Annotated in this window: 17 protein-coding genes and 1 pseudogene; 15 read left to right on the top strand and 3 right to left on the bottom strand. The window is 55.5% G+C overall.

Annotation, left to right across the window (positions count from 1 at the left end):
* Positions 1-61 precede the first annotated feature (61 nt).
* Complete coding sequence (gene queF / locus PMI17_RS19270; RefSeq protein ID WP_007891740.1) at positions 62-907, bottom strand: NADPH-dependent 7-cyano-7-deazaguanine reductase QueF; 846 nt, start codon at positions 905-907, stop codon at positions 62-64.
* Positions 908-969: 62 nt separating this feature from the next.
* On the opposite strand from queF, the gene syd reads away from it, so the two are divergent.
* From syd to PMI17_RS19250, 4 genes are all read left to right on the top strand, one after another.
* Positions 970-1,518 (top strand): SecY-interacting protein, encoded by a 549-nt coding sequence (syd, locus tag PMI17_RS19265; protein ID WP_036621896.1) that lies wholly within the window; start codon positions 970-972, stop codon positions 1,516-1,518.
* 590 nt (positions 1,519-2,108) lie between these two features.
* A complete protein-coding gene (locus PMI17_RS19260) occupies positions 2,109-2,435 on the top strand; it encodes a YqcC family protein (RefSeq protein WP_007891738.1) in 327 nt (108 codons plus the stop codon).
* Complete coding sequence (truC, locus tag PMI17_RS19255; RefSeq protein WP_007891737.1) at positions 2,435-3,214, top strand: tRNA pseudouridine(65) synthase TruC; 780 nt, start codon at positions 2,435-2,437, stop codon at positions 3,212-3,214. The genes PMI17_RS19260 and truC overlap by 1 nt, the downstream gene beginning before the upstream one ends.
* A 12-nt stretch (positions 3,215-3,226) precedes the next feature.
* A complete protein-coding gene (locus PMI17_RS19250; RefSeq protein WP_007891736.1) occupies positions 3,227-3,673 on the top strand; it encodes a flavodoxin in 447 nt (148 codons plus the stop codon).
* Between the two features lie 173 nt (positions 3,674-3,846).
* Here the strand turns inward: PMI17_RS19250 and garD are convergent, their stop codons facing one another.
* Complete coding sequence (gene garD / locus PMI17_RS19245) at positions 3,847-5,406, bottom strand: galactarate dehydratase (RefSeq protein WP_007891735.1); 1,560 nt, start codon at positions 5,404-5,406, stop codon at positions 3,847-3,849.
* 507 nt (positions 5,407-5,913) lie between these two features.
* On the opposite strand from garD, the gene PMI17_RS19240 reads away from it, so the two are divergent.
* The 6 genes from PMI17_RS19240 (at position 5,914) to PMI17_RS19215 (ending at position 12,906) form a co-directional block, all read left to right on the top strand.
* A complete protein-coding gene (locus PMI17_RS19240) occupies positions 5,914-7,260 on the top strand; it encodes an MFS transporter (RefSeq protein ID WP_007891734.1) in 1,347 nt (448 codons plus the stop codon).
* Between the two features lie 9 nt (positions 7,261-7,269).
* Entirely contained in the window at positions 7,270-8,610 is a 1,341-nt protein-coding gene (locus tag PMI17_RS19235; protein ID WP_007891733.1) for an enolase C-terminal domain-like protein, read from the top strand.
* 16 nt (positions 8,611-8,626) lie between these two features.
* Positions 8,627-9,958, top strand: coding sequence for a glucarate dehydratase (gudD, locus tag PMI17_RS19230; RefSeq protein ID WP_007891732.1), 1,332 nt, complete (start codon positions 8,627-8,629; stop codon positions 9,956-9,958).
* Between the two features lie 52 nt (positions 9,959-10,010).
* The gene (gene garL / locus PMI17_RS19225) at positions 10,011-10,778 is read left to right on the top strand and encodes a 2-dehydro-3-deoxyglucarate aldolase (RefSeq protein ID WP_007891731.1); all 768 of its coding nucleotides are present in this window, start codon (positions 10,011-10,013) and stop codon (positions 10,776-10,778) included.
* 19 nt (positions 10,779-10,797) lie between these two features.
* Entirely contained in the window at positions 10,798-11,682 is an 885-nt protein-coding gene (gene garR, locus PMI17_RS19220; RefSeq protein WP_007891730.1) for a 2-hydroxy-3-oxopropionate reductase, read from the top strand.
* Positions 11,683-11,766: 84 nt separating this feature from the next.
* Complete coding sequence (locus PMI17_RS19215; RefSeq protein ID WP_007891729.1) at positions 11,767-12,906, top strand: glycerate kinase; 1,140 nt, start codon at positions 11,767-11,769, stop codon at positions 12,904-12,906.
* Between the two features lie 241 nt (positions 12,907-13,147).
* Here the strand turns inward: PMI17_RS19215 and barA are convergent, their stop codons facing one another.
* Entirely contained in the window at positions 13,148-15,877 is a 2,730-nt protein-coding gene (gene barA / locus PMI17_RS19210; protein ID WP_007891727.1) for a two-component sensor histidine kinase BarA, read from the bottom strand.
* A 90-nt stretch (positions 15,878-15,967) separates the two neighbouring features.
* On the opposite strand from barA, the gene rlmD reads away from it, so the two are divergent.
* The 5 genes and pseudogenes from rlmD to eno form a co-directional block, all read left to right on the top strand.
* A complete protein-coding gene (gene rlmD, locus PMI17_RS19205) occupies positions 15,968-17,284 on the top strand; it encodes a 23S rRNA (uracil(1939)-C(5))-methyltransferase RlmD (protein ID WP_007891726.1) in 1,317 nt (438 codons plus the stop codon).
* A gap of 32 nt (positions 17,285-17,316) precedes the next feature.
* On the top strand, positions 17,317-19,548 hold the full coding sequence (gene relA / locus PMI17_RS19200; RefSeq protein WP_007891725.1) for a GTP diphosphokinase: 2,232 nt from the start codon (positions 17,317-17,319) through the stop codon (positions 19,546-19,548).
* Positions 19,549-19,643: 95 nt separating this feature from the next.
* Positions 19,644-20,435 carry a nucleoside triphosphate pyrophosphohydrolase gene (gene mazG, locus PMI17_RS19195; protein ID WP_007891724.1) on the top strand — a complete coding sequence of 264 codons (792 nt, stop codon included), beginning with the start codon at positions 19,644-19,646 and terminating at the stop codon, positions 20,433-20,435.
* Positions 20,436-20,676: 241 nt separating this feature from the next.
* A complete protein-coding gene (pyrG, locus tag PMI17_RS19190; RefSeq protein ID WP_007891723.1) occupies positions 20,677-22,314 on the top strand; it encodes a glutamine hydrolyzing CTP synthase in 1,638 nt (545 codons plus the stop codon).
* Positions 22,315-22,389: 75 nt separating this feature from the next.
* Positions 22,390-22,763 (top strand): annotated as a pseudogene (eno, locus tag PMI17_RS19185) (phosphopyruvate hydratase); the annotation flags it as partial.

Below are 22,763 nucleotides of genomic sequence, written 5' to 3'. Positions count from 1 at the left end.
TGCGGATGCTCAAGAGGAACCGCGCATCCATGCAGCGGCCTGCGAGGCGTCTCGCAATCTGTTACTGGCGCACCAGGCGGGAATATCCCGGAGAGAAGGGCACGTTGCTACGCCATGGGTTGATATCAAGACCGCCACGGCGGGTATAGCGCGCGTAGACCGTTAGCGACTCTGGCTGACAAAAGCGCTGAACGTCGTTGAAAATGCGCTCAACGCACTGCTCGTGAAACTCATTGTGTTGGCGGAAAGAGATCAGATATCGCAGTAACGCTTCACGATCGATACGCGGGCCTTTATAGCGAATCATCACTGAACCCCAGTCGGGTTGATTGGTGATTAAACAGTTGGATTTCAGCAAATGGCTGACCAGCGTTTCCTCAACCATCTCACGGCCCGCAGCCTGCGCCAGATAATCCGCATTGAAGGCGTAATCGTGAATCTCAATATCCTGTTCATCAATCACTTCACCGCTGAAGTGACCGATCGGCTGTCCTTCGACTTCGCTGAGACGGAACAGCGCCACGGTGACGTGGCCATTGGCGCAGGCGCTGAGGTCGCGCTCCAGCGTCTGGCGCACTTCGCCCCAGTCGGCGAAAACGGTCTGATTAAAACTGTTAAGATAAAGCTTAAAGCTCTTTGACTCGATGAGGTTTTGGCTGTCGGCGCGAAGTACCACTTCACCAACGGCTACCTGCGGTACGCCTTTGCTGTTGAGCCAGGAAAGTTCGTACAACGTCCAGATATCAGCGCCGGAAAAGGGCAGATTGTCTGGATAGAGCCCAAGCGGCTCACGGTTCAGGCTGCGCGGCACCGATTGCAACAGCGTGCTATCGTAGCGATCGACATAAGCCGTGGGCTTACCTAAGGTCAGGCCGCTTAATGCCTGGTCCCGATTTTCAGAAGACATAACGGTTACCACTGAATTTCATCAAAGTGGCTAAGTGTAACCCATCACCGACGAGAATATGAATGATGCAGCAAACCGCAGAGGCTCTGCGCGAGTTTACCGCCCGCTATGTTCAACATTGGCAGCAGCAAACCGGACATTTTCCGGCCAGCGCCGATCTGCTTGGCGTACCATCAGACTGCATTATTAGCACCCTGGATGACCGTGTATTATGGCAGCCGCAGCCGTTTACGTTGCCCGCCACGCTTGAGGCAGTGGAGCGCGCGCTGGATATTCAGCTGCAGCCCGAAATCACCGCCTTTTACACCGCGCAATTTGCTGGCGACATGATGGCAACCTTTGAGCAGCGACCACTTTGCTTGCTGCAGGTCTGGAGCGAAGCCGATTTTACCCGCCTGCAGGAGAACCTGATTGGTCATCTGGTTATGAAGCGCCGCTTAAGACAAGCTCCGACCTTATTTATAGCAACGACCGACTCTGATAATGAGGTCGTTGCGCTATGTAATCTTACCGGCGAGGTGATTATTGAGGAGCCCGGTACTAAAAAGCGTGAAGTACTGGCCACTTCCGTTAAGACATTTCTCAATGCTTTACAACCGGTTAGTGGCTGAGTTGCAGATTTTTCGCTTGTGCTCTGTGAGAGATCTCTCACGCGATGTGTGAGAGATCGCCAGATCATTTCGCAGGCATCTGCACGTCGCTAATGTAAAAATATTGTGAATCATGAACTTATGGCATCATTCTGAAAATTAAGACCAGGCTTAATCCATTAATGCTTCTTACTGGCTTGTTATTGCGATGGTTTCTGAGAGAATAGTCACCACTGGCAGGATGCTGGGGATTAAGAGATGTTCAGGAGAACATCAGCCACGAGGCGGGAACGTAACGGAATTTACGGCACACGGAAGGCTTCAGGAAGAAGCAGGACACTCAGAAGTGAGTTAAGGGACACCTCCAGGATGGAGAATGAGAGCCACGCGGAATGTGGCGGGCCAGGACGCTAAGGATTAATGTCACGATGACAAGCGATGGAAAGCGCAGGAACAGTTGTCATGGATGAGCAGGGAGCACAGCTGTGGCGGGAATGCTGCGAACGAAAACCGGGAGCACTGTAATCACAGTGCTCCCTTTTTTTATGCTTTTTTGCGCAAGGCGTGACTGATGATATGCTTGCCGCCCATTTTTGCTCTGGAGGTGGCGCATGTCGTCGCAAATGATTATTCAGCGTCTGCAGCAGGTCGAGGCGGTAATGCGCGAACACGACCATTGGCAGGCACAAGCGCCTGAGGCGAGCGCCTTCGCCAGCACCGAACCTTTCTGTCTTGATACCATGGAGCCGTTGCAATGGCTGCAATGGGTTTTGATGCCGCGTTTTTACGCGCTGCTTGAGAGCGGTGCGCCGTTACCGCAAAATTTCGCTATCGCACCCTATTATGAAGTGGCATTGCCAGCCAACACGCCGGGTTATGCGGCGTTATTGCTGACAATTAATCACTTTGATGCGCTCTTCCAGGAACCCTCCGCCTGATGCTCGAAATCCTCTATCAAGATGAATGGCTGGTCGCCGTGAATAAACCGGCCGGTTGGCTGGTGCATCGCAGTTGGCTCGATCGCAACGAGAAAGTGGTGGTGATGCAAACGGTGCGCGACCAGATTGGTCAGCACGTCTTCACCGTGCATCGTCTCGATCGTCCAACCTCTGGCGTGCTGCTGATGGGATTATCGAGCGAAGTCGCGCATTTGCTGGCACAGCAGTTTGAGCAGCACCAGATGCAGAAAACCTATCACGCGGTGCTGCGTGGCTGGCTGGAAGGCGGCGCGACGCTCGATTATCCGCTGGTGGAAGAGCTGGATAAGATTGCCGACAAATTCGCCACGCAAGAACCTGTGGCACAACCGGCGGTAACGGATTATCAGGCGCTGGCACATGTTGAAATGCCGGTAGCCATCAGTCGTTATAACACCGCACGCTACACGCTGGTGGAGATGGCGCCGCACACCGGCCGCAAACACCAGCTGCGTCGCCATATGGTGCATCTGCGTCATCCGATTATCGGCGATAGCGCGCATGGCGATCTCCGGCAGAATCGCGGCGCGGCGGCGCATTTTGGGCTTAATCGCTTGATGCTGCATGCCAGCGCGTTGAGTTTCACGCATCCGGTAACCGGCGAGCCGTTAGTGATTCGCGCGGGATTGGATCGCGTCTGGCAGCAGATGCTGCAGCAGTTTGGCTGGCAGGATCAGATCCCTGATGTTCCCAGGGTTGAGTTTGCCATTGATGCAGTCCAGGATAATCCAACAGAATAAAGGAGCGGCAAGATGGCAAAGATTGGCATTTTTACAGGTACGGTTTACGGCAATGCGCTGCTGGTGGCTGAAGAAGCACAGACGGTGCTGGAAGAGCAGGGCCACGAGGTACAGGTATTTGAAGATCCGTCGCTGGCGGATTGGCAGGCATACAGCAAAGATGTGGTGCTGATTGTGACTTCAACAACTGGCCAGGGTGATTTTCCGGACAACATTGCCCGCCTGTATGTCGCGGTACGTGATGATCTCGGTTATCAGCCCGAGTTGCGCTATGGCGTGATTGGTCTGGGTGACAGCAGCTATGACAATTTCTGCGGTGCCGGTAAAACCTTCGATGTCACCTTGCAGGATCAAAGCGCCAAGCGTGTTGGAGAGATGTTGCTGGTGGATGCGACGGAACATCCTGAACCAGAATCGGTGACTTCGCCGTGGGTGGAGAGCTGGGGTAAGTTGCTGTAATTGCTTTGCCCTCACCCTAACCCTCTCCCGCAAGCGGGAGAGGGAATGTTTAGCCAGGTCATCCTGCTGACACGAATCACTTTATCTTCAGCTCGCAATCTTCAGCTCGCATGAAGCACTAAATCGACTGCACGCACGAAACGGCTCCCTCGCCCGCTTGCGGGAGAGGGCAATCACGTTACCGGCGCAGGATTAAATACCGCCAGCTGATTGCGAATTCCCCATCGATCCGACCAGGTCTGCTTGCGTCCGCTGGCAATATCCAGAATCAACTCAAACAATCGCCAGCCCACCTGCTCAATGCTCTCTTCGCCCGTGGCAATGGTTCCGGCATTGATATCCATCAAATCATGCCAGCGTTCGGCCAGCGCATTGCGCGTTGCCATCTTAATCACTGGAATTGCTGCCAAACCGTAAGGCGTGCCACGCCCGGTAGTAAACACCTGCAAGGTAATGCCCGATGCCATCTGCTGGGTACCGCACACAAAATCGCTGGCGGGCGTCGCGGCATAAATCAGCCCACGTTGGGTTGGACGTTGGCCAGGCGACAACACTTCGACGATCGGACTGCGTCCCGATTTGGCAATCGAGCCCAGCGCTTTTTCTACCACGTTTGCCAGCCCACCTTTTTTATTACCCGGTGAGGGATTCGCGCTGCGATCGGTTTGGCCCTGGCTGAGATAATCGTCATACCACGCCATCTCTTCCAGCAGCCGTTTACCCACGGCTTCATCCACCACACGCGGTGTCAGCAGATGAATGGCATCACGCACTTCAGTCACTTCAGAGAACATCACCGTTGCGCCGCAGCGCACCAGCAGATCGGAAGCAAAGCCCACGGCGGGATTCGCCGTCACACCCGAGAAGGCATCGCTGCCGCCGCACTGCGTGCCGATCACCAGATCGGACGCCGGGCAGGTTTCCCGCTGGCGTAGATTGAGCTTTTTCAAATGGCGTTCGGCGACCTGCAGGATTTCATCCACCATCGCACCGAATCCCACCAGACGCTCATCTTGCAGTCGCACAATGTCGTTATCATCGAGCGAAATGGCCTGTACGTCCGGCGTGCCGGTCAGCAGACGCTCCGGTTGTAATTTCTCGCAGCCGAGGCTGACGATCATCACTTCGCCGCCAAAATTGGGATTGAGCGCGAGATTATGAATGGTACGAATCGGCACCACCGCGGCAGGCGCATTGATCGCTACCCCGCAGCCATACAGATGATTCAGCGCCACCACGCCATCGACATTGGGATAACGCGGCAGCAAATCTCGTTCGATGATCTGCACCACGTAATCCACTACGCCAGCCACGCAATGTACGCTGGTAGTAATACCGAGCAGGTTGCGTGTTCCTACGCTGCCATCGGCGTTGCGATAACCTTCAAAGGTATAACCTTCCAGCGGCGGCAGAGCGGGCGGCACATTGTTTGCTAGCGGCAAACTGTTAAGCGGCGGCGCTTCGGGTAGCGCCACCAGCGACTCTTCAATCCAGCTGCCTTGCGCAATCGGGCGCAACGCGTAGCCAATCACTTCACCGTAACGCAGGATCGCGCCATCTTGCGGGATATCGCAAAGTGCAACTTTATGTCCCTGCGGCACATGTTCGGTTAATTGCAGTCCGTCGTCGAAACGCGTGCCCGACGGCAATCCCTGATTATTGACCACGATCGCCACGTTATCGGCATCGTGCACTTTGATATAGAGCGGTTTTTCTGTCAGAGGACGGTTCATTGCTCACCTTCCAGTTCGTCGCACTGTACATGGCAGCGCGGTTTAAATGTGTTCATCACGTCATCGTATTTTGCCAGCCTCAGTATATGCAGGGGTATTTGCGTAACGCATTGTGCAAATGACTGGCTTTAAGGGGTTTTATGTCGGCAATTTGGTTCGTTTAACCAAACACAAGAGAAGGGACTCACAAAGTGCAGTCGGCCTGTACGTTTACCAGGCAAAACACGGCTGCAAAAAACGGTTCCGTGAGCCACCCCGCAGCGTTATGTGCAGATGCCATAAAAACAGTGTTCATTTCCCTTAATCCTCATGCTTTCTTCCAGTGTTTCGCCTCCGGGCTGTTCCTATACTGATTCTCGTTCTTCGACGTTAGGTTATTCGTCACGACGCATCATCGTATTGCCAAAATAACAATCGCCGTGTTTAACCCAACTTCTCTCTGATACCCAACGCGATGTGTATGCAGTCAGAGCGAATGTAGCTCGCGCTATATTTCAGGAGTGCATCATGAATAGTTTTAGCCAGACAGCGGAAGCGGTGCAGAAACGCACCAATGCCCGTTACTGGATTGTGGTGATGTTATTTATCGTCACCTCATTCAACTACGGTGACCGCGCCACCATTTCGATTGCCGGTTCGGCGATGTCCAAAGATATCGGCCTCGATTCGGTCGGACTGGGCTATATCTTCTCCGCCTTCTCGTGGGCATACGTGATTGGTCAGATTCCAGGTGGTTGGCTGCTTGACCGCTTTGGCTCCAAACGCGTCTATTTCTGGAGCATCTTTACCTGGTCGCTGTTCACCTTGCTGCAAGGCTTCGTCGACGTGTTTAGCGGCTTCGGCATCATCGTTTCGCTGTTTATGCTGCGTTTCCTGGTCGGTTTGGCCGAGGCGCCATCCTTCCCCGGCAACAGCCGCATTGTAGCTGCCTGGTTCCCAGCGCAGGAGCGCGGTACGGCCGTGGCGATCTTCAACTCGGCGCAATACTTCGCCACAGTGATCTTCGCGCCGATCATGGGTTGGCTGGTTTCGGAAGTGGGCTGGGCGCACGTGTTCTGGTTCATGGGTGGATTGGGCATCATCCTCAGCTTTATCTGGCTGAAAGTGATCCACGATCCCACCGATCACCCGGGCGTGAACAAAGCCGAACTGGAGTACATGGAGCAGGGCGGTGCACTGATCAACATGGACGCCAAAAAAGACGATCGCAAAGTCAGCTGGAGCGAGAAGTGGTTCCAGATTAAACAGCTGCTGACCTCACGCATGATGCTGGGCATCTACCTCGGCCAGTACTGTGTCAACGCCTTAACCTACTTCTTTATTACCTGGTTCCCGGTCTATCTGGTGCAGGCGCGCGGCATGTCGATTTTGAAAGCCGGCTTTATTGCTTCGATTCCGGCGGTGTGCGGCTTCCTTGGCGGCGTGTTGGGCGGGGTAATTTCCGATTACCTGATGCGTAAAACCGGCTCGCTGAATATCGCGCGCAAAACGCCGATTGTGCTCGGCATGCTGCTCTCCATATCGATGGTGATGTGTAACTACACCGACACCGAATGGGTAGTGGTGTTCTTCATGGCGCTGGCGTTCTTCGGTAAAGGCATTGGTGCGCTGGGTTGGGCAGTAATGGCGGATACCGCACCGAAAGAGATCAGCGGCCTGAGCGGCGGTCTGTTCAACATGTTCGGTAACTTCTCCGGCATCGTCACGCCGATTGCCATCGGTTACATCATCGCCACCAGCGGATCGTTCGAAGGCGCGCTGGTTTATGTCGGTATCCATGCCTTTGTCGCCGCCTTTAGCTTCCTGGTGATTGCGGGCGATATTAAGCGCGTCGAACTGAAAACCAGGCCATAAGGACGGAATATGACTACGCAAAGCACGCCGGTCATCACCGAAATGCAGGTGATTCCGGTTGCCGGTTACGACAGCATGCTGCTCAACATCGGTGGCGCACACAGCGCCTGCTTCACCCGCAATATCGTGGTGCTCACCGACAGCGCCGGACACACTGGCGTGGGGGAAGCGCCGGGCGGCGAAACCATCTACCAAACCCTTGTCGAGGCGATTCCGCAGGTTAAAGGCCAGCAGGTGGCCCGAATGAACCGTCTGGTGCAGCAGGTGCATAAAGGCAATCAGTCGGCGGATTTCGATACCTTTGGCAAAGGCGCCTGGACCTTCGAACTGCGCGTCAATGCCGTCGCGGCGCTGGAGGCGGCACTGCTCGATTTGCTCGGTCAATGCCTTGGCGTGCCGGTGGCGGAACTGCTCGGTCCGGGGCAGCAGCGCGATGAAGTGACGGTGCTCGGTTATCTGTTCTATCTCGGCGATCGCCGTAAAACCGACTTACCGTATCTGACCGGCGAAGGTGCCGGCCACGATTGGTATCACTTACGCCATCAGGAAGCGCTGACGCCAGAATCCGTGGTGCGTCTGGCGGAAGCAGCACAGGACAAATACGGCTTTAAAGATTTTAAACTCAAAGGCGGCGTGCTGCCCGGTGAACAGGAGATCGAATCGGCGGCGGCGTTGAAAAAGCGCTTCCCCGATGCGCGCATCACCGTTGATCCCAACGGTGCCTGGACGCTCGACGAAGCGATTCGCTTATGTAAGGGCATGGGCGATGTGCTGACCTACGCCGAAGATCCGTGCGGTGCCGAGCAAGGCTACTCCGGTCGCGAAGTGATGGCTGAATTCCGCCGCGCCACCGGCTTGCCGGTGGCAACCAATATGATCGCCACCAACTGGCGCGAGATGAACCACGCGGTAATGCTCAACTCGGTCGATATCCCGCTGGCCGATCCACACTTCTGGACGCTGAGCGGTGCGGTGCGCGTGGCGCAGCTGTGCGATGACTGGGGCTTAACCTGGGGATGCCACTCCAACAACCACTTCGATATTTCACTGGCGATGTTCACCCACGTGGGCGCGGCTGCGCCCGGCAAACCGACCGCCATTGATACCCACTGGATTTGGCAGGAAGGCGATCAGCGTCTGACCAAAGAGCCGCTGCAAATCCGCAACGGCAAAATCGCCGTGCCGGATAAGCCAGGTCTCGGGGTTGAGCTGGATTGGGATCGTCTGCATCAGGCCAATGCTTTGCACAAATCGCTGCCGGCTGGCGCGCGTAATGACGCCACCGCTATGCAGTATCTGGTTCCCAATTGGTCATTCGACCGCAAGCGTCCGGCCTTCGGTCGCGGCTAAGTCAAAGGAGCAGGAAATGAGTCAGACACCGAAAATTACAGCGCTGCAGGTCATTCCGGTGGCCGGTTACGACAGCATGTTACTTAACCTGAGCGGCGCACATTCGCCCTTTTTCACCCGTAATATCGTCATTATTAAAGACAATGCCGGACATACCGGCGTGGGTGAGATTCCAGGCGGCGAAAAGATTCGTCAGACGTTGGAAGATGCGGCGGCGCTGGTGGTGCAGAAAACCGTTGGCGAATACAAAAATATCCTCAATCTGGTGCGCAGCACCTTTGCTGACCGCGACGCCAGCGGCCGCGGCAATCAAACCTTTGATCTGCGTACCACCATTCATGTGGTAACCGGCATTGAAGCGGCACTGCTCGATCTGCTGGGCCAGCATTTAGGTGTCAACGTTGCATCACTGCTTGGCGATGGCCAGCAGCGCGATCGCGTTGAGATGCTGGGCTACCTATTCTACGTCGGCGATCGCAAGAAAACCGCGTTGCCGTATCAGAGCCAGGAAAATGACAAATGCGATTGGTATCGTCTGCGCCATGAAGAGGCGCTAACGCCGGAAACGGTGGTGCGTCTGGCGGAAGCGGCCTACGAAAAATATGGCTTTAACGATTTCAAACTGAAAGGCGGCGTGCTGCGCGGTGGCGAAGAGGCTGAAGCGGTAACGGCGCTGGCGAAGCGCTTCCCGCAGGCGCGCGTAACGCTCGATCCCAACGGTGCCTGGTCACTGAACGAAGCGATTCTGCTCGGCAAGCAGCTGAAAGGCGTGCTGGCCTATGCGGAAGATCCATGCGGTGCTGAGCAGGGCTATTCCGGTCGCGAAGTGATGGCTGAATTCCGCCGCGCCACCGGCATGCCGACCGCCACCAATATGATTGCTACCGACTGGCGTCAGATGGGCCACACGCTGTCGTTGCAATCGGTCGATATTCCGTTGGCGGATCCACACTTCTGGACGATGCAGGGCTCAGTGCGCGTGGCGCAGATGTGCCATGACTTCGGCCTGACGTGGGGCTCGCACTCAAACAATCACTTCGATATCTCACTGGCGATGTTCACGCATGTGGCCGCTGCCGCGCCGGGTGCGATTACCGCTATCGACACGCACTGGATTTGGCAGGAAGGCAATCAGCGTCTGACGAAAGAGCCGTTCCAGATTAAAGGCGGCATGGTGCAAGTGCCGCAGAAACCGGGGCTTGGCGTCGAACTGGATATGGATCAGGTGATGCAGGCCAACGCGCTGTATCAGCAACACGGTTTAGGCGCGCGCGATGATGCGCAGGCCATGCAGTTCCTCGTACCGAACTGGACCTTTGATAACAAACGTCCGTGCCTGGTGCGCTAACTTTTCCGGCTCCCCGCGCGGGAGCCTGCTGTAACCGACAGGAGTGAAGACAATGAGCAATGCCTGGCCGAACAATTTTCGTCGCCGTCTGCTGGCAGGAGAAACCCTGATTGGCAGTTGGTGTGCGCTGGCTAATCCACTGACCACCGAAGTGCTGGGCCTGGCGGGCTTTGACTGGCTGGTGCTGGATGGCGAACACGCGCCGAACGATATCACCACCTTTGTGCCGCAGCTGATGGCGCTGAAGGGCAGCCACAGTGCGCCGGTAGTGCGCCCGCCGTGCAACGAACCGATCATCATCAAACGTCTGCTGGATATCGGCTTCTACAACTTCCTGGTGCCGTTTGTGGAAACCGAGGAGGAGGCGATTCGCGCGGTTGCCTCAACCCGTTATCCGCCAGCTGGGATTCGCGGTGTCTCGGTTTCGCATCGCAGCAACATGTACGGCACGCTGCCTGACTACAACAGCACCATCAACGACAACATCACCGTTCTGGTGCAGATCGAAACTCAGCAGGCGGTGGACAACATTGATGCCATCGCTGCGGTAGATGGCGTTGATGGCATTTTCGTCGGGCCAGGCGATCTGTCAGCGGCGCTGGGCTATCTCGGCCAGCCAGCGCATCCCGAAGTATTGAAAGTGATTAAACACGTGTTTGAACGCGCGAAAGCCGCGGGTAAACCGAGTGGCATTCTGGCGCCGGTTGAAGCCGATGCGCGTCGCTACCTTGAGTGGGGCGCGAGCTTTGTGGCGGTCGGCAGCGATCTGGGTGTTTTCCGCAATGCCACGCAGGCGCTGTGTGACAAATTCAAAAAATAACTGACGTAGGGGATAGGCAATGAAAATTGGATTTATCGGCCTCGGTATCATGGGCAAACCGATGAGTAAAAACCTGGTGAAAGCCGGTTATTCGCTGGTGGTGCGTGACCACAATGCCAGCAACGAAGCAGAGTTAGTTGAGCTGGGCGCTACCGTGGCGAAAAGCGCTAAAGAGGTGGCTGAGCAGGTTGACGTGGTAATTACCATGGTGCCGAACTCGCCGCAGGTGAAAGAAGCCTGCCTGGGCGCCAACGGCATCATTGAGGGCGCAAAGCCGGGCCTGATTGTCATCGATATGAGCTCTATCGCGCCGTTAGCCAGCCGTGAAGTGCACGATGCGTTGGCAGCCAAAGGCATCAAAATGCTCGATGCACCGGTAAGCGGCGGCGAGCCGAAGGCGATTGAGGGTACCTTGTCAGTGATGGTCGGCGGCGATAAAGCGGTGTTTGATCAGTGCTACGACATCATGAAAGCGATGGCGGGTTCGGTGGTGCATACCGGCGATATCGGTGCCGGCAATGTCACCAAACTGGCGAACCAGGTGATTGTGGCGCTGAATATCGCGGCGATGTCGGAAGCGCTGTCGCTGGCGACCAAGGCGGGCGTGAACCCTGAGCTGGTGTATCAGGCGATTCGTGGCGGCCTGGCAGGCAGTACGGTGCTGGATGCCAAAGCGCCGATGGTGTTAGATCGCAACTTTAAACCGGGTTTCCGTATCGATCTGCATATCAAAGATCTGGCCAACGCGCTGGATACTTCCCACGAAATTGGCGCGCATCTGCCGCTGACCGCCGCGGTGATGGAGATGATGCAGGCGCTGAAGGTGGACGGACAGGGCACTTCCGACCATAGCGCGCTGGCCTGCTATTATGAAAAATTAGCGAAAGTTGAGATCACCCGGTAGTGCAAGCGTCCGGCATCTGCGGATGCCGGACGGCTCACTGCCTTTGCAGGACGGATGTCCGTCATCAACCGCGCTGGATTGCCTATGAAAATTGTCATCGCACCGGATTCATATAAAGAGAGTTTATCTGCCCTGGAAGTGGCTTCGGCGATTGAAGCGGGATTCCGCGAGATCTTTCCTGAAGCTGACTACGTGAAAATACCGGTTGCCGACGGTGGTGAAGGCACGGTTGAAGCGATGGTGGCGGCAACGCAGGGAAACATTGTCCGACTGACGGCCACCGGACCGCTCGGTAAGCCGGTGGATGCGTTCTACGGTTTGTCAGGTGATGAGCGCACCGCGTTCATTGAAATGGCGGCGGCCAGCGGGCTGGAGTTAGTGCCCGCCGCGCAGCGCGATCCGCTGATTACCACTTCATTTGGCACCGGCGAGCTGATTAAAGATGCACTCGACCGCGGAGTCGATCACGTCATCATCGGCATTGGCGGCAGCGCCACCAATGATGGCGGTTCCGGCATGATGCAGGCGCTGGGCGCGCATCTGCTGGACGATCAGGGTCAGCAAATTGCTTACGGTGGCGGGGCGCTACCGCAGCTGGCGCGGATTGATATCGCACAGCTGGATCCCCGTATTAAGCAGTGCCGTTTTGAGGTTGCCTGTGATGTATCCAATCCGCTTACCGGTGAAAAAGGCGCCTCGGCGATTTTCGGCCCGCAAAAGGGCGCGACGCCAGCGTTGGTCCAGCAGCTGGATCAGGCCCTGGAACACTACGCGCAGATTATTCATCGCGATTTGGATATTGATGTGCTGCATATCGACGGCGGCGGTGCGGCCGGTGGCATGGGCGCGGCTTTGCATGCGTTTTGTCAGGCCGAGTTGCGCAGCGGCATTGAGATTGTCACCGAAGCGTTGGGCCTGGCCGAGCAGGTGAAAGATGCCGATCTGGTGATTACCGGCGAAGGGCGCATCGACAGCCAAAGCGTCAATGGCAAGGTGCCGGTCGGCGTTGCGAAAGTCGCGAAGCAGTATCACAAGCCGGTGATTGGCATCGCCGGGAGTTTGACGGCCGATGTTGGCGTGGTGCATCAGTATGGGCTGGATGCGGTGTTCAGCGTGCTGTTTAGCATCTGCTCCCTGGAAGAAGCGCTGGCCAATGCGGCGCAGAATGTGCGCCTAACGGCGCGCAATGTGGCGGCGACGATAAAGGCGGGGCAGGGGTTGTGATGGTTTTTCCTGTTGCCCTCACCCTAACCCTCTCCCACAAGTGGGAGAGGGAACCGTTCGGACAGGCGATGTATTTTGCACTCAAATTCAACTTCGTATAGGACTGCCCCGTCGGCCGCTAATGGTTGAGGGAACCGTTCGTAGAGGTGATGTATTTTGCACTCAACTTCAACTCCGCATAGGACAGCTCCCTCGCCCGCTTGCGGGAGAGGGCTGGGGTGAGGGGAAACGTGGCACAACATTAACCCAACGCTAGCAGCTTCCTCGCTTCCCGCGCGACGTTCGCCATCTCATCGCTCAGCTCCAGCAACTCCGGTTCCAGCGCCTCAATATCGCTCTCCTGATGCAAACTCTTCTCTAATTGCTGACACAGCTGCTTCAAACGTGGCACGCCGCTGTAGCTGGCGCTGCCGTGCAGCTTATGAATAATCTCGCGCAATCCAACCACATCATTACTCGCCATCGCGTGCTCAACGCGTTCTTCCACTTCCGGCAGAAAATCGAGCAGCATTTGCAGCAGGTCGCGGGCTAAATCGGCCTTATTCGCGGCCTGGCGCAGCGCTAAGCTCCAATCCAGTGAAGGCGCAACCTCCGGCTGCAGCGGCTGCGCAGCGGATCGATGCGGTGCATAGCGTTGCAGCAGCTGGCTCAGTTTGTCCTCATCAATCGGCTTCGCCAGATAATCATTCATGCCCGCGTTGATCAACTGCGCCCGTTCGCCGTCCAGCGCATGTGCGGTAACCGCGACAATCGGAGTGGTGGCATGCAGCGGCAGGCTGCGGATAATTTCACTGGCGCGAATGCCATCAATATCCGGCATCTGAATATCCATCAAAATTACGTCCAGCTTGTGCAGGCGCGCCTGGCGAATCGCCTGCTCGGCGTTATCGCACAGAATGATGTGCTGCACCTGTTCCTCAAGCAGCGCGCCAATCAGTTTCAGGTTGGCGGGATTGTCATCCACCGCCATCACCGTTAACGGCTGACGGGCACCGCGCGGTAGCGCATCGCGTTGCCAGTCATGCAGGTCCAACAGCATCGGCAGCAGACGCGTCAGTGAAACCGGCTTGGCGATACACCCGGCAATGCCGCGAGCTCGCAGGTCGTCGGCAAACAGCATCATGTCGCTGGGCAGCGCCAGCAGCACCGAATCGGCATGCCCACGCAGGCGTTGGATTAGCGCATCCGGTAACGTAGCAGGATGCGGTTCGGTGACCGGTAAACCCATCAGCAGCAGCGGGAAGTGCGTATCGGGCAGCTCTTCGAGGCTGGAGAAGTGCTGTACCTGTAATGGCGTGATGCTAAGCATCTCCTGCACCGCTTTGGCCACCGCCGGATGCGGTTCAATATAGGCCAGCGGTGTGGCGCGCAAATCGTCCAGCATGCGCGGAATGGCGGGCGCGTTCGGGTTGAGATCGAGATGAATATGCACCCAGAAAGTCGAACCCTGGTTCGGACGGCTATGGAAGGCAATTTCACCGCCCATTTCGCTCACCAGTTTCTGGGTGATCACCAGTCCTAACCCGGTGCCGCCATGACGCCGCGTAATGCTGGCATCAGCTTGCCGGAACGCCTGGAACAGCTGCGACTGCTGCTGTTCGGAGATGCCAATGCCGGTGTCATGCACCTGAATTTCCAGCTCGACGCGCGTGGCACTAAGGCTGCGCACCTCAACGCGCAGATCAATATGACCGTGCTCGGTGAATTTAATCGCGTTACCGATCAGGTTGATCATGATCTGCTGCAGGCGCAGCGGATCGCCAATCACATTATCCGGCACCTGTTTTTCCAGGCAGACGGTAATTTCCAGACCTTTGTCATGGGCGGAGGGCGCCAGCAGCACCAGCGTCTCATCCAGCGTGGCGCGTAGCGGGAACGGTATGGATTCCAATACCAGCTTACCGGCTTCCAGTTTCGAGAAGTCGAGTACGTCGTTGATGATGCTCAGCAGGTTATTGGCCGAGCGCTCGATGGTGCTCATGTAGTCGCGCTGGTTGGTGCTCAGCCCGGTTTTCAGCATCTGACGGGTAAAGCCGATGACGCCATTCAACGGCGTGCGCAGCTCATGCGACATGTTGGCGAGAAACTCTGATTTGATGCGCGCCGCTTCCTGCGCACGCTTTTTCGCCAGATCCAGCTCAACGTTCTGAATCTCCAGCTGTTCCAGCGTTTCGCGCAGATCGTAAGTGGCCTGATCGATGTTCTGCTGCATCTCTTCGTGATAGGCGGTGAGCGACATCGCCATGGCGTTAATGCCGTTCTTCAGAATACTCAGCTCGCCGAGCATGTAACCATCCACGCGGCTGTCGAGCTGACCACGGCGAATGCGGTCAACGGTGGTTACCATATTGCGAATCGGCCCGGTGACATCGCGCATCAGGCGATAGGCAAACAGCATGGCGATGCACAGGCAGAACAGCAGCAGCAGCGTGGCGACAAACACCTCTTTGTACTGCTCCAGTCGTACCGATTGCAGATCCAACTCGATGGCCACATAACCTAACGGATTGCCTGCCGGCTTGGCGTCCTCGCCCGGCAACTCATCTACCGAGTAGCGCTCCGAGATGATCGGCGTGCGCAAAATCATCAAATTACCTTGCCGCTCGACGGAGACACCATCTTCCAATGTCGAGATGTCCTCTTTTTGCAGCAGCGCCAGATTTTGATTGTTATTCGAGGTGACGTAGACGTGATTGTTGTTGTCGAAAATGGTGATGGCACGGACAATATTGGAGTGACGACGATGCAGCAGACTGACTAACTCGCGAATCGCATCGCGATTATGCCACGTCATGCCGTATTCACTGGAGACCGCCAGCGGTTCGATAATATTTGCACCTGCGTCATGCACCTGATGCTGTAATTCGTTGTAGCGATGCACCACGAAGAAGGTACTGAGCAGCAGACCAATCATCAGCGTTGGCGCCAGTATCAAAATCATCATTCGCGCCCGCAGGCTGTATTTGGTCATAATTGTGGCCTGGCGACTCCTGGCATTTTTATCCTTGTGCAAGCTCGGTTAGCGGCTGCACACCCAATAAAGTAGAGATTTCACAATACTATGGCGCAATTTTACTCTGCAAAACAGCGTGTGACGACGAAGGCTCGCATATCCGTCACCATCGAAGACCTTGATCCCTTTGGACAAGGTGTTGCGCGCCATAAAGGCAAGGCGATGTTTGTCAGCGGCGCGCTGCCCGGAGAGCAGGCAGAAGTGACGGTATTCGAGGATAAGAGCAAGTACGCGCGCGCCAAAGCGAACAAGATTCTCAATCCCAGCCCACAGCGGGAAAAACCGCGCTGTATCCACTTCGGCGTGTGCGGCGGTTGCCAGCAGCAGCACGCCTCGGTGGCACTGCAGCAAGAGAGTAAAGCGCGCGCCTTAAGCCGCATGTTAAGTCGCGATGCGCCGCTGCCGGTGGCGGTTGATGAGATCATCAGCGGCAGCGCGTGGGGCTATCGTCGTCGTGCGCGCTTAGGTTTGCAATGGCAGCCTAAACAGCAGCGTTTGCAGATGGGATTCCGCCAGGCAGGCAGCAACGATCTGGTGGAGTTGAAGCAATGCCCGGTTTTGGTGCCCGAACTTGAAGCGCTACTGCAACCGCTGCACCAATGTCTTAGCGATTTGCAGGCGGTTAGGCGCCTGGGGCACGTTGAGTTGGTACTGGCGGATAATGGCCCGCTGATGGTGCTGCGTCATCTTGATGCATTATCTGCAGGCGACCGCGCAAAACTGGAACGTTTTTCGCATGAGCAGCAACTGTCGATGTGGCTGGCTGATGGCAGTGAGCGTTTGCAGCCGTCAAATGCACGTGAGCCGTTTTATCGCGCGTTTGATTTGCAGCTCGCCTTTAGTCCGCAGAATTTTATTCAGGTGAACGATGGCGTGAATCAGCAAATGATCGCTAAAGCCATTGAGTGGCTGGATTTGCAGCCAGACGATCGTGTGCTGGATTTGTTCTGCGGCATGGGCAACTTCACTTTGCCAGTAGGAAAATTCGTACAAAATGCTGTAGGTGTGGAGGGTGTTGCAGCATTAGTGCAACAGGCAGCGTATAATGCTGAGCAGAATAATCTCAAGAATGTTCGCTTTTTCCAGCATAACCTGGAGGAAGACGTTACGCGTCAGCCGTGGGCGACGCAGGGATTTAATAAGGTGTTACTGGATCCAGCACGCGCTGGGGCTGCGGGCGTGATGGCGCATGTGGTTAAACTTGCGCCGCAACGCGTGGTCTATGTTTCCTGTAACCCAACAACGCTTGCACGTGACAGCCAGACATTGCTGTCCGCGGGCTACCATTTGGAAAGGGTCGCGATGCTGGATATGTTCCCTCATACCAGTCATCTCGAGTCCATGGTGCTGTTTAGCAGAACATAAGCGATGTCCACATCGCTGTGGCAGGAGAGGATATGGTTGCGGTTAGAAGTGCGCATTTAAATACGGCGGGCGAATTTGCCCTCGACCAGTGGATCGCCAGTTTAAGTATCAACAATCCGCAATCCTGTCAGCGACTGGCGGATGCGTGGCGCTACTGTGAAGCCGAAACGCACAACCATCCTGATCAAGCTCTGCTGCTGTGGCGTGGCATTGAGATGGTGGAAATTCTCACCATGCTCAGCATGGACATCGACAGCCTGCGCGCTGCGCTGTTGTTCCCGTTAGCCAACGCGGATGTGGTGAGCGAGGAAGACCTCGAGAAAGCGTTCGGCAAAGAGATTGTGATGTTGGTGCACGGCGTGCGCGATATGGATGCTATTCGGCAGCTGAAAGCGATCCACAACGATTCGATGGCTTCAGAGCAGGTGGACAATGTTCGCCGTATGCTGCTGGCGATGGTGGAAGATTTCCGCTGTGTGGTCATCAAGCTTGCCGAACGTATCGCTCATCTGCGCGAAATGAAAGACGCGCCAGAAGATGAACGCGTACTGGCGGCGAAAGAGAGCACCAATATCTACGCGCCGTTAGCCAACCGTTTGGGTATCGGCCAGCTCAAATGGGAGCTGGAAGATTACTGCTTCCGCTATCTGCATCCCGACGAATACAAGCGCATCGCTAAATTGCTGCATGAACGTCGTATCGATCGTGAAAGCTATATTGAGAACTTCGTCGATAACCTGCGCGCCGAGATGCAGAAAGAGGGCGTGCGTGCCGAAGTGTACGGCCGGCCAAAACACATCTACAGCATCTGGCGTAAGATGCAGAAGAAGTCGCTGGCGTTTGATGAGCTGTTTGACGTGCGCGCGGTGCGTATCGTGGCTGAGCGTCTGCAGGATTGCTATGGCGCGCTCGGTACGGTGCACACGCTGTATCGACATCTGCCGAGTGAGTTTGACGACTACGTCGCGAACCCGAAACCCAACGGCTATCAATCGATTCATACCGTGGTATTGGGGCCGCAGGGCAAAACGGTTGAAATCCAGATTCGTACGCGGCAAATGCACGAAGACGCAGAGCTGGGCGTCGCGGCGCACTGGAAGTACAAAGAGGGCCCGACCTCCAGCAACGCGCGCGGCGCAGCGGGGCATGAAGGGCGCATTGCCTGGCTACGCAAGCTGATTACCTGGCAGGAAGAGATGGCTGATTCTGGCGAGATGCTGGAAGAGGTACGCAGCCAGGTGTTTGACGATCGCGTTTACGTGTTTACGCCGAAAGGCGATGTGGTTGATTTGCCTGCGGGTTCAACGCCGCTTGATTTCGCCTACCACATTCACAGCGATATCGGTCACCGCTGCATTGGCGCTAAGATCAGCGGACGCATCGTGCCGTTCACCTATCAACTGCAAATGGGCGATCAGATCGAAGTGATCACCCAGAAACAACCGAATCCTAGTCGCGACTGGCTCAATCCAAATCTTGGCTATATCACCACCAGCCGCGGCCGTTCGAAAATTCACGCCTGGTTCCGTAAACAGGATCGTGACAAAAATATTATTGCCGGCCGTCAGATCCTCGAAAGCGAGCTGAATCAGATGGATATCAGCATGCGCGAGGCGGAAAAACTGCTGCTGCCGCGCTATAACGTCAGCTCGCAGGATGAGTTGCTGGCGATGATCGGCGGCGGCGATATTCGCCTCAATCAGATGGTGAATTTCCTGCAAGGCAAACTCAATAAACCGAGCGCCGAAGAGGAGGATCGCGAAGCGCTGCGCCAGCTGACGCAGAAGTCGCATGCACCTTCATCCCGCAAAGAGAGCGGTCGTGTGGTGGTGGAAGGCGTGGGTAATCTGTTGCACCACATTGCACGCTGCTGCCAGCCGATTCCGGGCGACGATATCGTGGGCTTTATCACTCAGGGTCGCGGCATCTCTATTCACCGCGCCGACTGCGATCAGTTAACTGAGCTGATTTCTCACGCGCCGGAACGTATCGTTGATGCCGTGTGGGGCGAAGATTACTCCAGCGGTTACTCGCTGGTGGTGCGCGTCACCGCCAACGATCGTAGCGGCTTACTGCGTGATATCACCACTATTCTGGCTAACGAGAAGGTCAATGTGCTTGGCGTCTCCAGCCGCAGCGATACCAAAAAGCAGCTGGCAACCATCGATATGGATATTGAGATTTATAACCAGCAGGTGCTCGGCCGCGTGCTGGCACGTCTCAATCAGGTGCCGGATATTATTGACGCGCGCCGTTTGCATTGATTTCCAGGTCGCCATGAACGGCGACCCTACAAATTACGCCGTAGGGTCGTCATTCATGGCGACCTTTTTACATACCAGCCCCAAAGGATCATCTCATGACCGCCTTAAACCGCCTGCTCACCATCATGCAAACCTTGCGCGATCCGCAACGTGGCTGTCCGTGGGATCGTCAGCAAACTTTCTCCTCCATCGCGCCTTACACGCTGGAAGAAACCTACGAAGTCATCGATGCCATTCAGCGCGAAGACTTTGACGATCTGCGCGGTGAGCTGGGCGATCTGCTGTTTCAGGTGGTGTTCTACGCTCAAATGGCCGACGAACAGCAGCGTTTCAATTTTGACGACATCTGCAACGCCATCAGCGACAAACTTGAGCGCCGCCATCCGCATATTTTTGGCGATGTTAAGGCTGAGACCAGCGACGAAGTGCTGAAAAACTGGGAAGCGATCAAACACAATGAACGCGCGGAAAAATCGCAGCATTCAGTTTTAGATGACATTCCCAAAGCGTTGCCCGCCTTAATGCGCGCGCACAAAATTCAGAAGCGTTGCAGCACGGTCGGTTTCGACTGGAACAATCTCGGACCGGTGCTGGATAAAGTGCATGAAGAGATTGATGAAGTGATGCATGAAGTGCAGCAAGCGGTGGTCGATAACGACAAGCTGGAAGAGGAAATCGGCGATTTACTCTTCGCCACCGTCAATTTGTCGCGCCATTTAGGCAGCAAAGCGGAAACCGCCCTGCAGAAAGCCAACGATAAATTTGAGCGCCGCTTCCGCCAGGTTGAGAACATTATCGCCTCACAAGGTTTAGCGATGAGCGATGCCACGTTGGATCAGATGGAAGAGGCCTGGCAGCAGGTGAAAGCCAGCGAGAACAAGAGCTAAGCCAATCTGGCGATTATTCCAGCACTGCGTATAATTTCACCGCTTGAGCTTACTCGATTCAGCCTTACGGTGACTTTGTGACGTACATCAACATTTCACCCCCTGCTATCCGCTATGTTACCGGCTAACCTGTGGAGGACGATGGTGTGATTCATCAATTGTGGCTGAAGACGACTTCAAGTATACTATTTTCCCGTCTTGGTTATTCCATCGTCTTTAAACCTAAACTCTCAGGTTCAGCATGACAACGAATTATATTTTTGTGACCGGCGGGGTCGTTTCCTCTCTGGGCAAAGGCATTGCCGCAGCCTCCCTCGCAGCTATCCTTGAAGCACGTGGTCTTAATGTGACCATCATGAAACTCGATCCGTACATCAACGTCGATCCGGGTACCATGAGCCCTACGCAGCACGGTGAAGTGTTTGTTACCGATGATGGGGCCGAAACCGATCTGGATTTAGGTCACTACGAGCGCTTCATCCGCACCAAAATGTCGCGCCGCAACAACTTTACTACCGGTCGTATTTACTCAGAAGTGCTACGCAAAGAGCGTCGTGGCGACTATCTGGGCGCCACGATTCAGGTCATCCCGCACATCACCAATGCGATCAAAGAGCGCATTATTGAAGGCGGTGAAGGTCATGACGTCGTTCTGGTTGAGATCGGCGGTACGGTGGGTGATATCGAATCTTTGCCGTTCCTCGAAGCGATTCGCCAGATGGCGGTCGATGTCGGTCGTGAACACACCATGTATATGCACCTGACGCTGGTGCCGTATATGGCGGCCGCAGGCGAAGTGAAAACCAAGCCAACCCAGCATTCAGTGAAAGAGCTGTTGTCGATCGGGATCCAGCCGGATGTGCTGATCTGCCGTTCTGACCGCGCGGTGCCTGCGAACGAACGCGCCAAAATCGCGCTGTTCTGTAACGTGCCGGAAAAAGCGGTTATTTCCCTGAAAGATGTGGATTCCATCTACAAAATTCCAGGCATGCTGAAGTCGCAAGGTCTGGATGATTACATCTGCAAGCGTTTCAATCTGAACGCGCCGGAAGCGAACCTGGCCGAATGGGAACAGGTTATTTACGAAGAAGCCAATCCGGGCGGCGAAGTGACCATTGGTATGGTCGGCAAATACGTCGAACTGCCAGATGCGTACAAATCTGTGATTGAAGCGCTGAAACACGGCGGCCTGAAAAATCGCGTGACCGTGAACATCAAGTTGATTGACTCGCAGGATGTGGAAACGCGCGGTGTCGAATTACTGAAAGATCTGGATGCTATTCTGATCCCCGGCGGCTTCGGCTACCGCGGTGTGGAAGGCAAAATGATGACGGCGCAATATGCCCGTGAGAACAACGTGCCATATCTGGGGATTTGCCTCGGCATGCAGGTTGCGCTGATGGAATTTGCCCGCAACGTTGCCGGTATGGAAGGCGCGAACTCTACTGAATTTGTGCCAGACTGTAAGTATCCGGTGGTTGCGCTTATCACCGAATGGCGTGACGAAGAGGGCAACGTTGAGCAGCGTACTGAGCAGAGCGATCTGGGCGGCACCATGCGTCTGGGTAGCCAGCAGTGCCAGTTGACGCCGGAAAGCAAGGTGCGTCAGTTGTATGGTTCTGAAATCATTACCGAACGTCACCGTCATCGTTACGAAGTAAACAATATGCTGTTGAAGCCGATTGAAGCGGCGGGTCTGCATATTGCCGGTCGTTCCGGCGACGATCAGCTGGTTGAGATCATTGAGATCCCGAATCACCCGTGGTTTGTTGCCTGTCAGTTCCACCCGGAATTCACATCGACCCCGCGTGATGGTCATCCGCTGTTCGCTGGCTTTGTGAAAGCCGCGCAGGAGCACCAGAAGCGTTTAGCGAAGTAAGTTTCACGAGCAACGCGCGAACTTTTCGCGCGTTGTTTGTCTTAGGATTGACTAACTTGTACTGAGGAAAATCGAATGTCCAAAATCGTAAAAGTCATCGGTCGCGAAATCATCGACTCCCGTGGCAACCCAACTGTAGAAGCAGAAGTGCATCTGGAAGGCGGTTTCGTTGGTCTGGCTGCTGCGCCATCAGGTGCATCTACCGGTTCTCGCGAAGCACTGGAGCTGCGTGACGGTGACAAATCTCGTTTCCTGGGCAAAGGTGTAACCAAAGCGGTTGCAGCGGTTAACGGTCCAATCGCTAACGCGGTAACCGGTAAAGATGCCAAAGACCAGGCGAACATCGATAAGATCATGATCGAGCTGGACGGTACTGAGAACAAATCTAACTTCGGTGCTAACGCCATTCTGGCCGTTTCACTGGCTGCTGCTAAAGCGGCTGCTGCCTC

It is taken from the genome of Pantoea sp. GM01, from assembly GCF_000282675.1.
GTDB classification, from domain to species: Bacteria; Pseudomonadota; Gammaproteobacteria; order Enterobacterales; family Enterobacteriaceae; genus Pantoea; species Pantoea nemavictus.
The sequence above is the reverse complement of the archived record's forward strand: the minus strand, read 5'-3'. Positions and strand labels throughout refer to the sequence as shown.

Bases quoted from the DNA above. Each gene is read 5' to 3' on its own strand.
- queF (WP_007891740.1), bottom strand. From the start codon at position 907: ATGTCTTCTGAAAATCGGGACCAGGCATTAAGCGGCCTGACCTTAGGT.
- syd (WP_036621896.1), top strand. From the start codon at position 970: ATGATGCAGCAAACCGCAGAGGCTCTGCGCGAGTTTACCGCCCGCTAT.
- PMI17_RS19260 (WP_007891738.1), top strand. From the start codon at position 2,109: ATGTCGTCGCAAATGATTATTCAGCGTCTGCAGCAGGTCGAGGCGGTA.
- truC (WP_007891737.1), top strand. From the start codon at position 2,435: ATGCTCGAAATCCTCTATCAAGATGAATGGCTGGTCGCCGTGAATAAA.
- PMI17_RS19250 (WP_007891736.1), top strand. From the start codon at position 3,227: ATGGCAAAGATTGGCATTTTTACAGGTACGGTTTACGGCAATGCGCTG.
- garD (WP_007891735.1), bottom strand. From the start codon at position 5,406: ATGAACCGTCCTCTGACAGAAAAACCGCTCTATATCAAAGTGCACGAT.
- PMI17_RS19240 (WP_007891734.1), top strand. From the start codon at position 5,914: ATGAATAGTTTTAGCCAGACAGCGGAAGCGGTGCAGAAACGCACCAAT.
- PMI17_RS19235 (WP_007891733.1), top strand. From the start codon at position 7,270: ATGACTACGCAAAGCACGCCGGTCATCACCGAAATGCAGGTGATTCCG.
- gudD (WP_007891732.1), top strand. From the start codon at position 8,627: ATGAGTCAGACACCGAAAATTACAGCGCTGCAGGTCATTCCGGTGGCC.
- garL (WP_007891731.1), top strand. From the start codon at position 10,011: ATGAGCAATGCCTGGCCGAACAATTTTCGTCGCCGTCTGCTGGCAGGA.
- garR (WP_007891730.1), top strand. From the start codon at position 10,798: ATGAAAATTGGATTTATCGGCCTCGGTATCATGGGCAAACCGATGAGT.
- PMI17_RS19215 (WP_007891729.1), top strand. From the start codon at position 11,767: ATGAAAATTGTCATCGCACCGGATTCATATAAAGAGAGTTTATCTGCC.
- barA (WP_007891727.1), bottom strand. From the start codon at position 15,877: ATGACCAAATACAGCCTGCGGGCGCGAATGATGATTTTGATACTGGCG.
- rlmD (WP_007891726.1), top strand. From the start codon at position 15,968: ATGGCGCAATTTTACTCTGCAAAACAGCGTGTGACGACGAAGGCTCGC.
- relA (WP_007891725.1), top strand. From the start codon at position 17,317: ATGGTTGCGGTTAGAAGTGCGCATTTAAATACGGCGGGCGAATTTGCC.
- mazG (WP_007891724.1), top strand. From the start codon at position 19,644: ATGACCGCCTTAAACCGCCTGCTCACCATCATGCAAACCTTGCGCGAT.
- pyrG (WP_007891723.1), top strand. From the start codon at position 20,677: ATGACAACGAATTATATTTTTGTGACCGGCGGGGTCGTTTCCTCTCTG.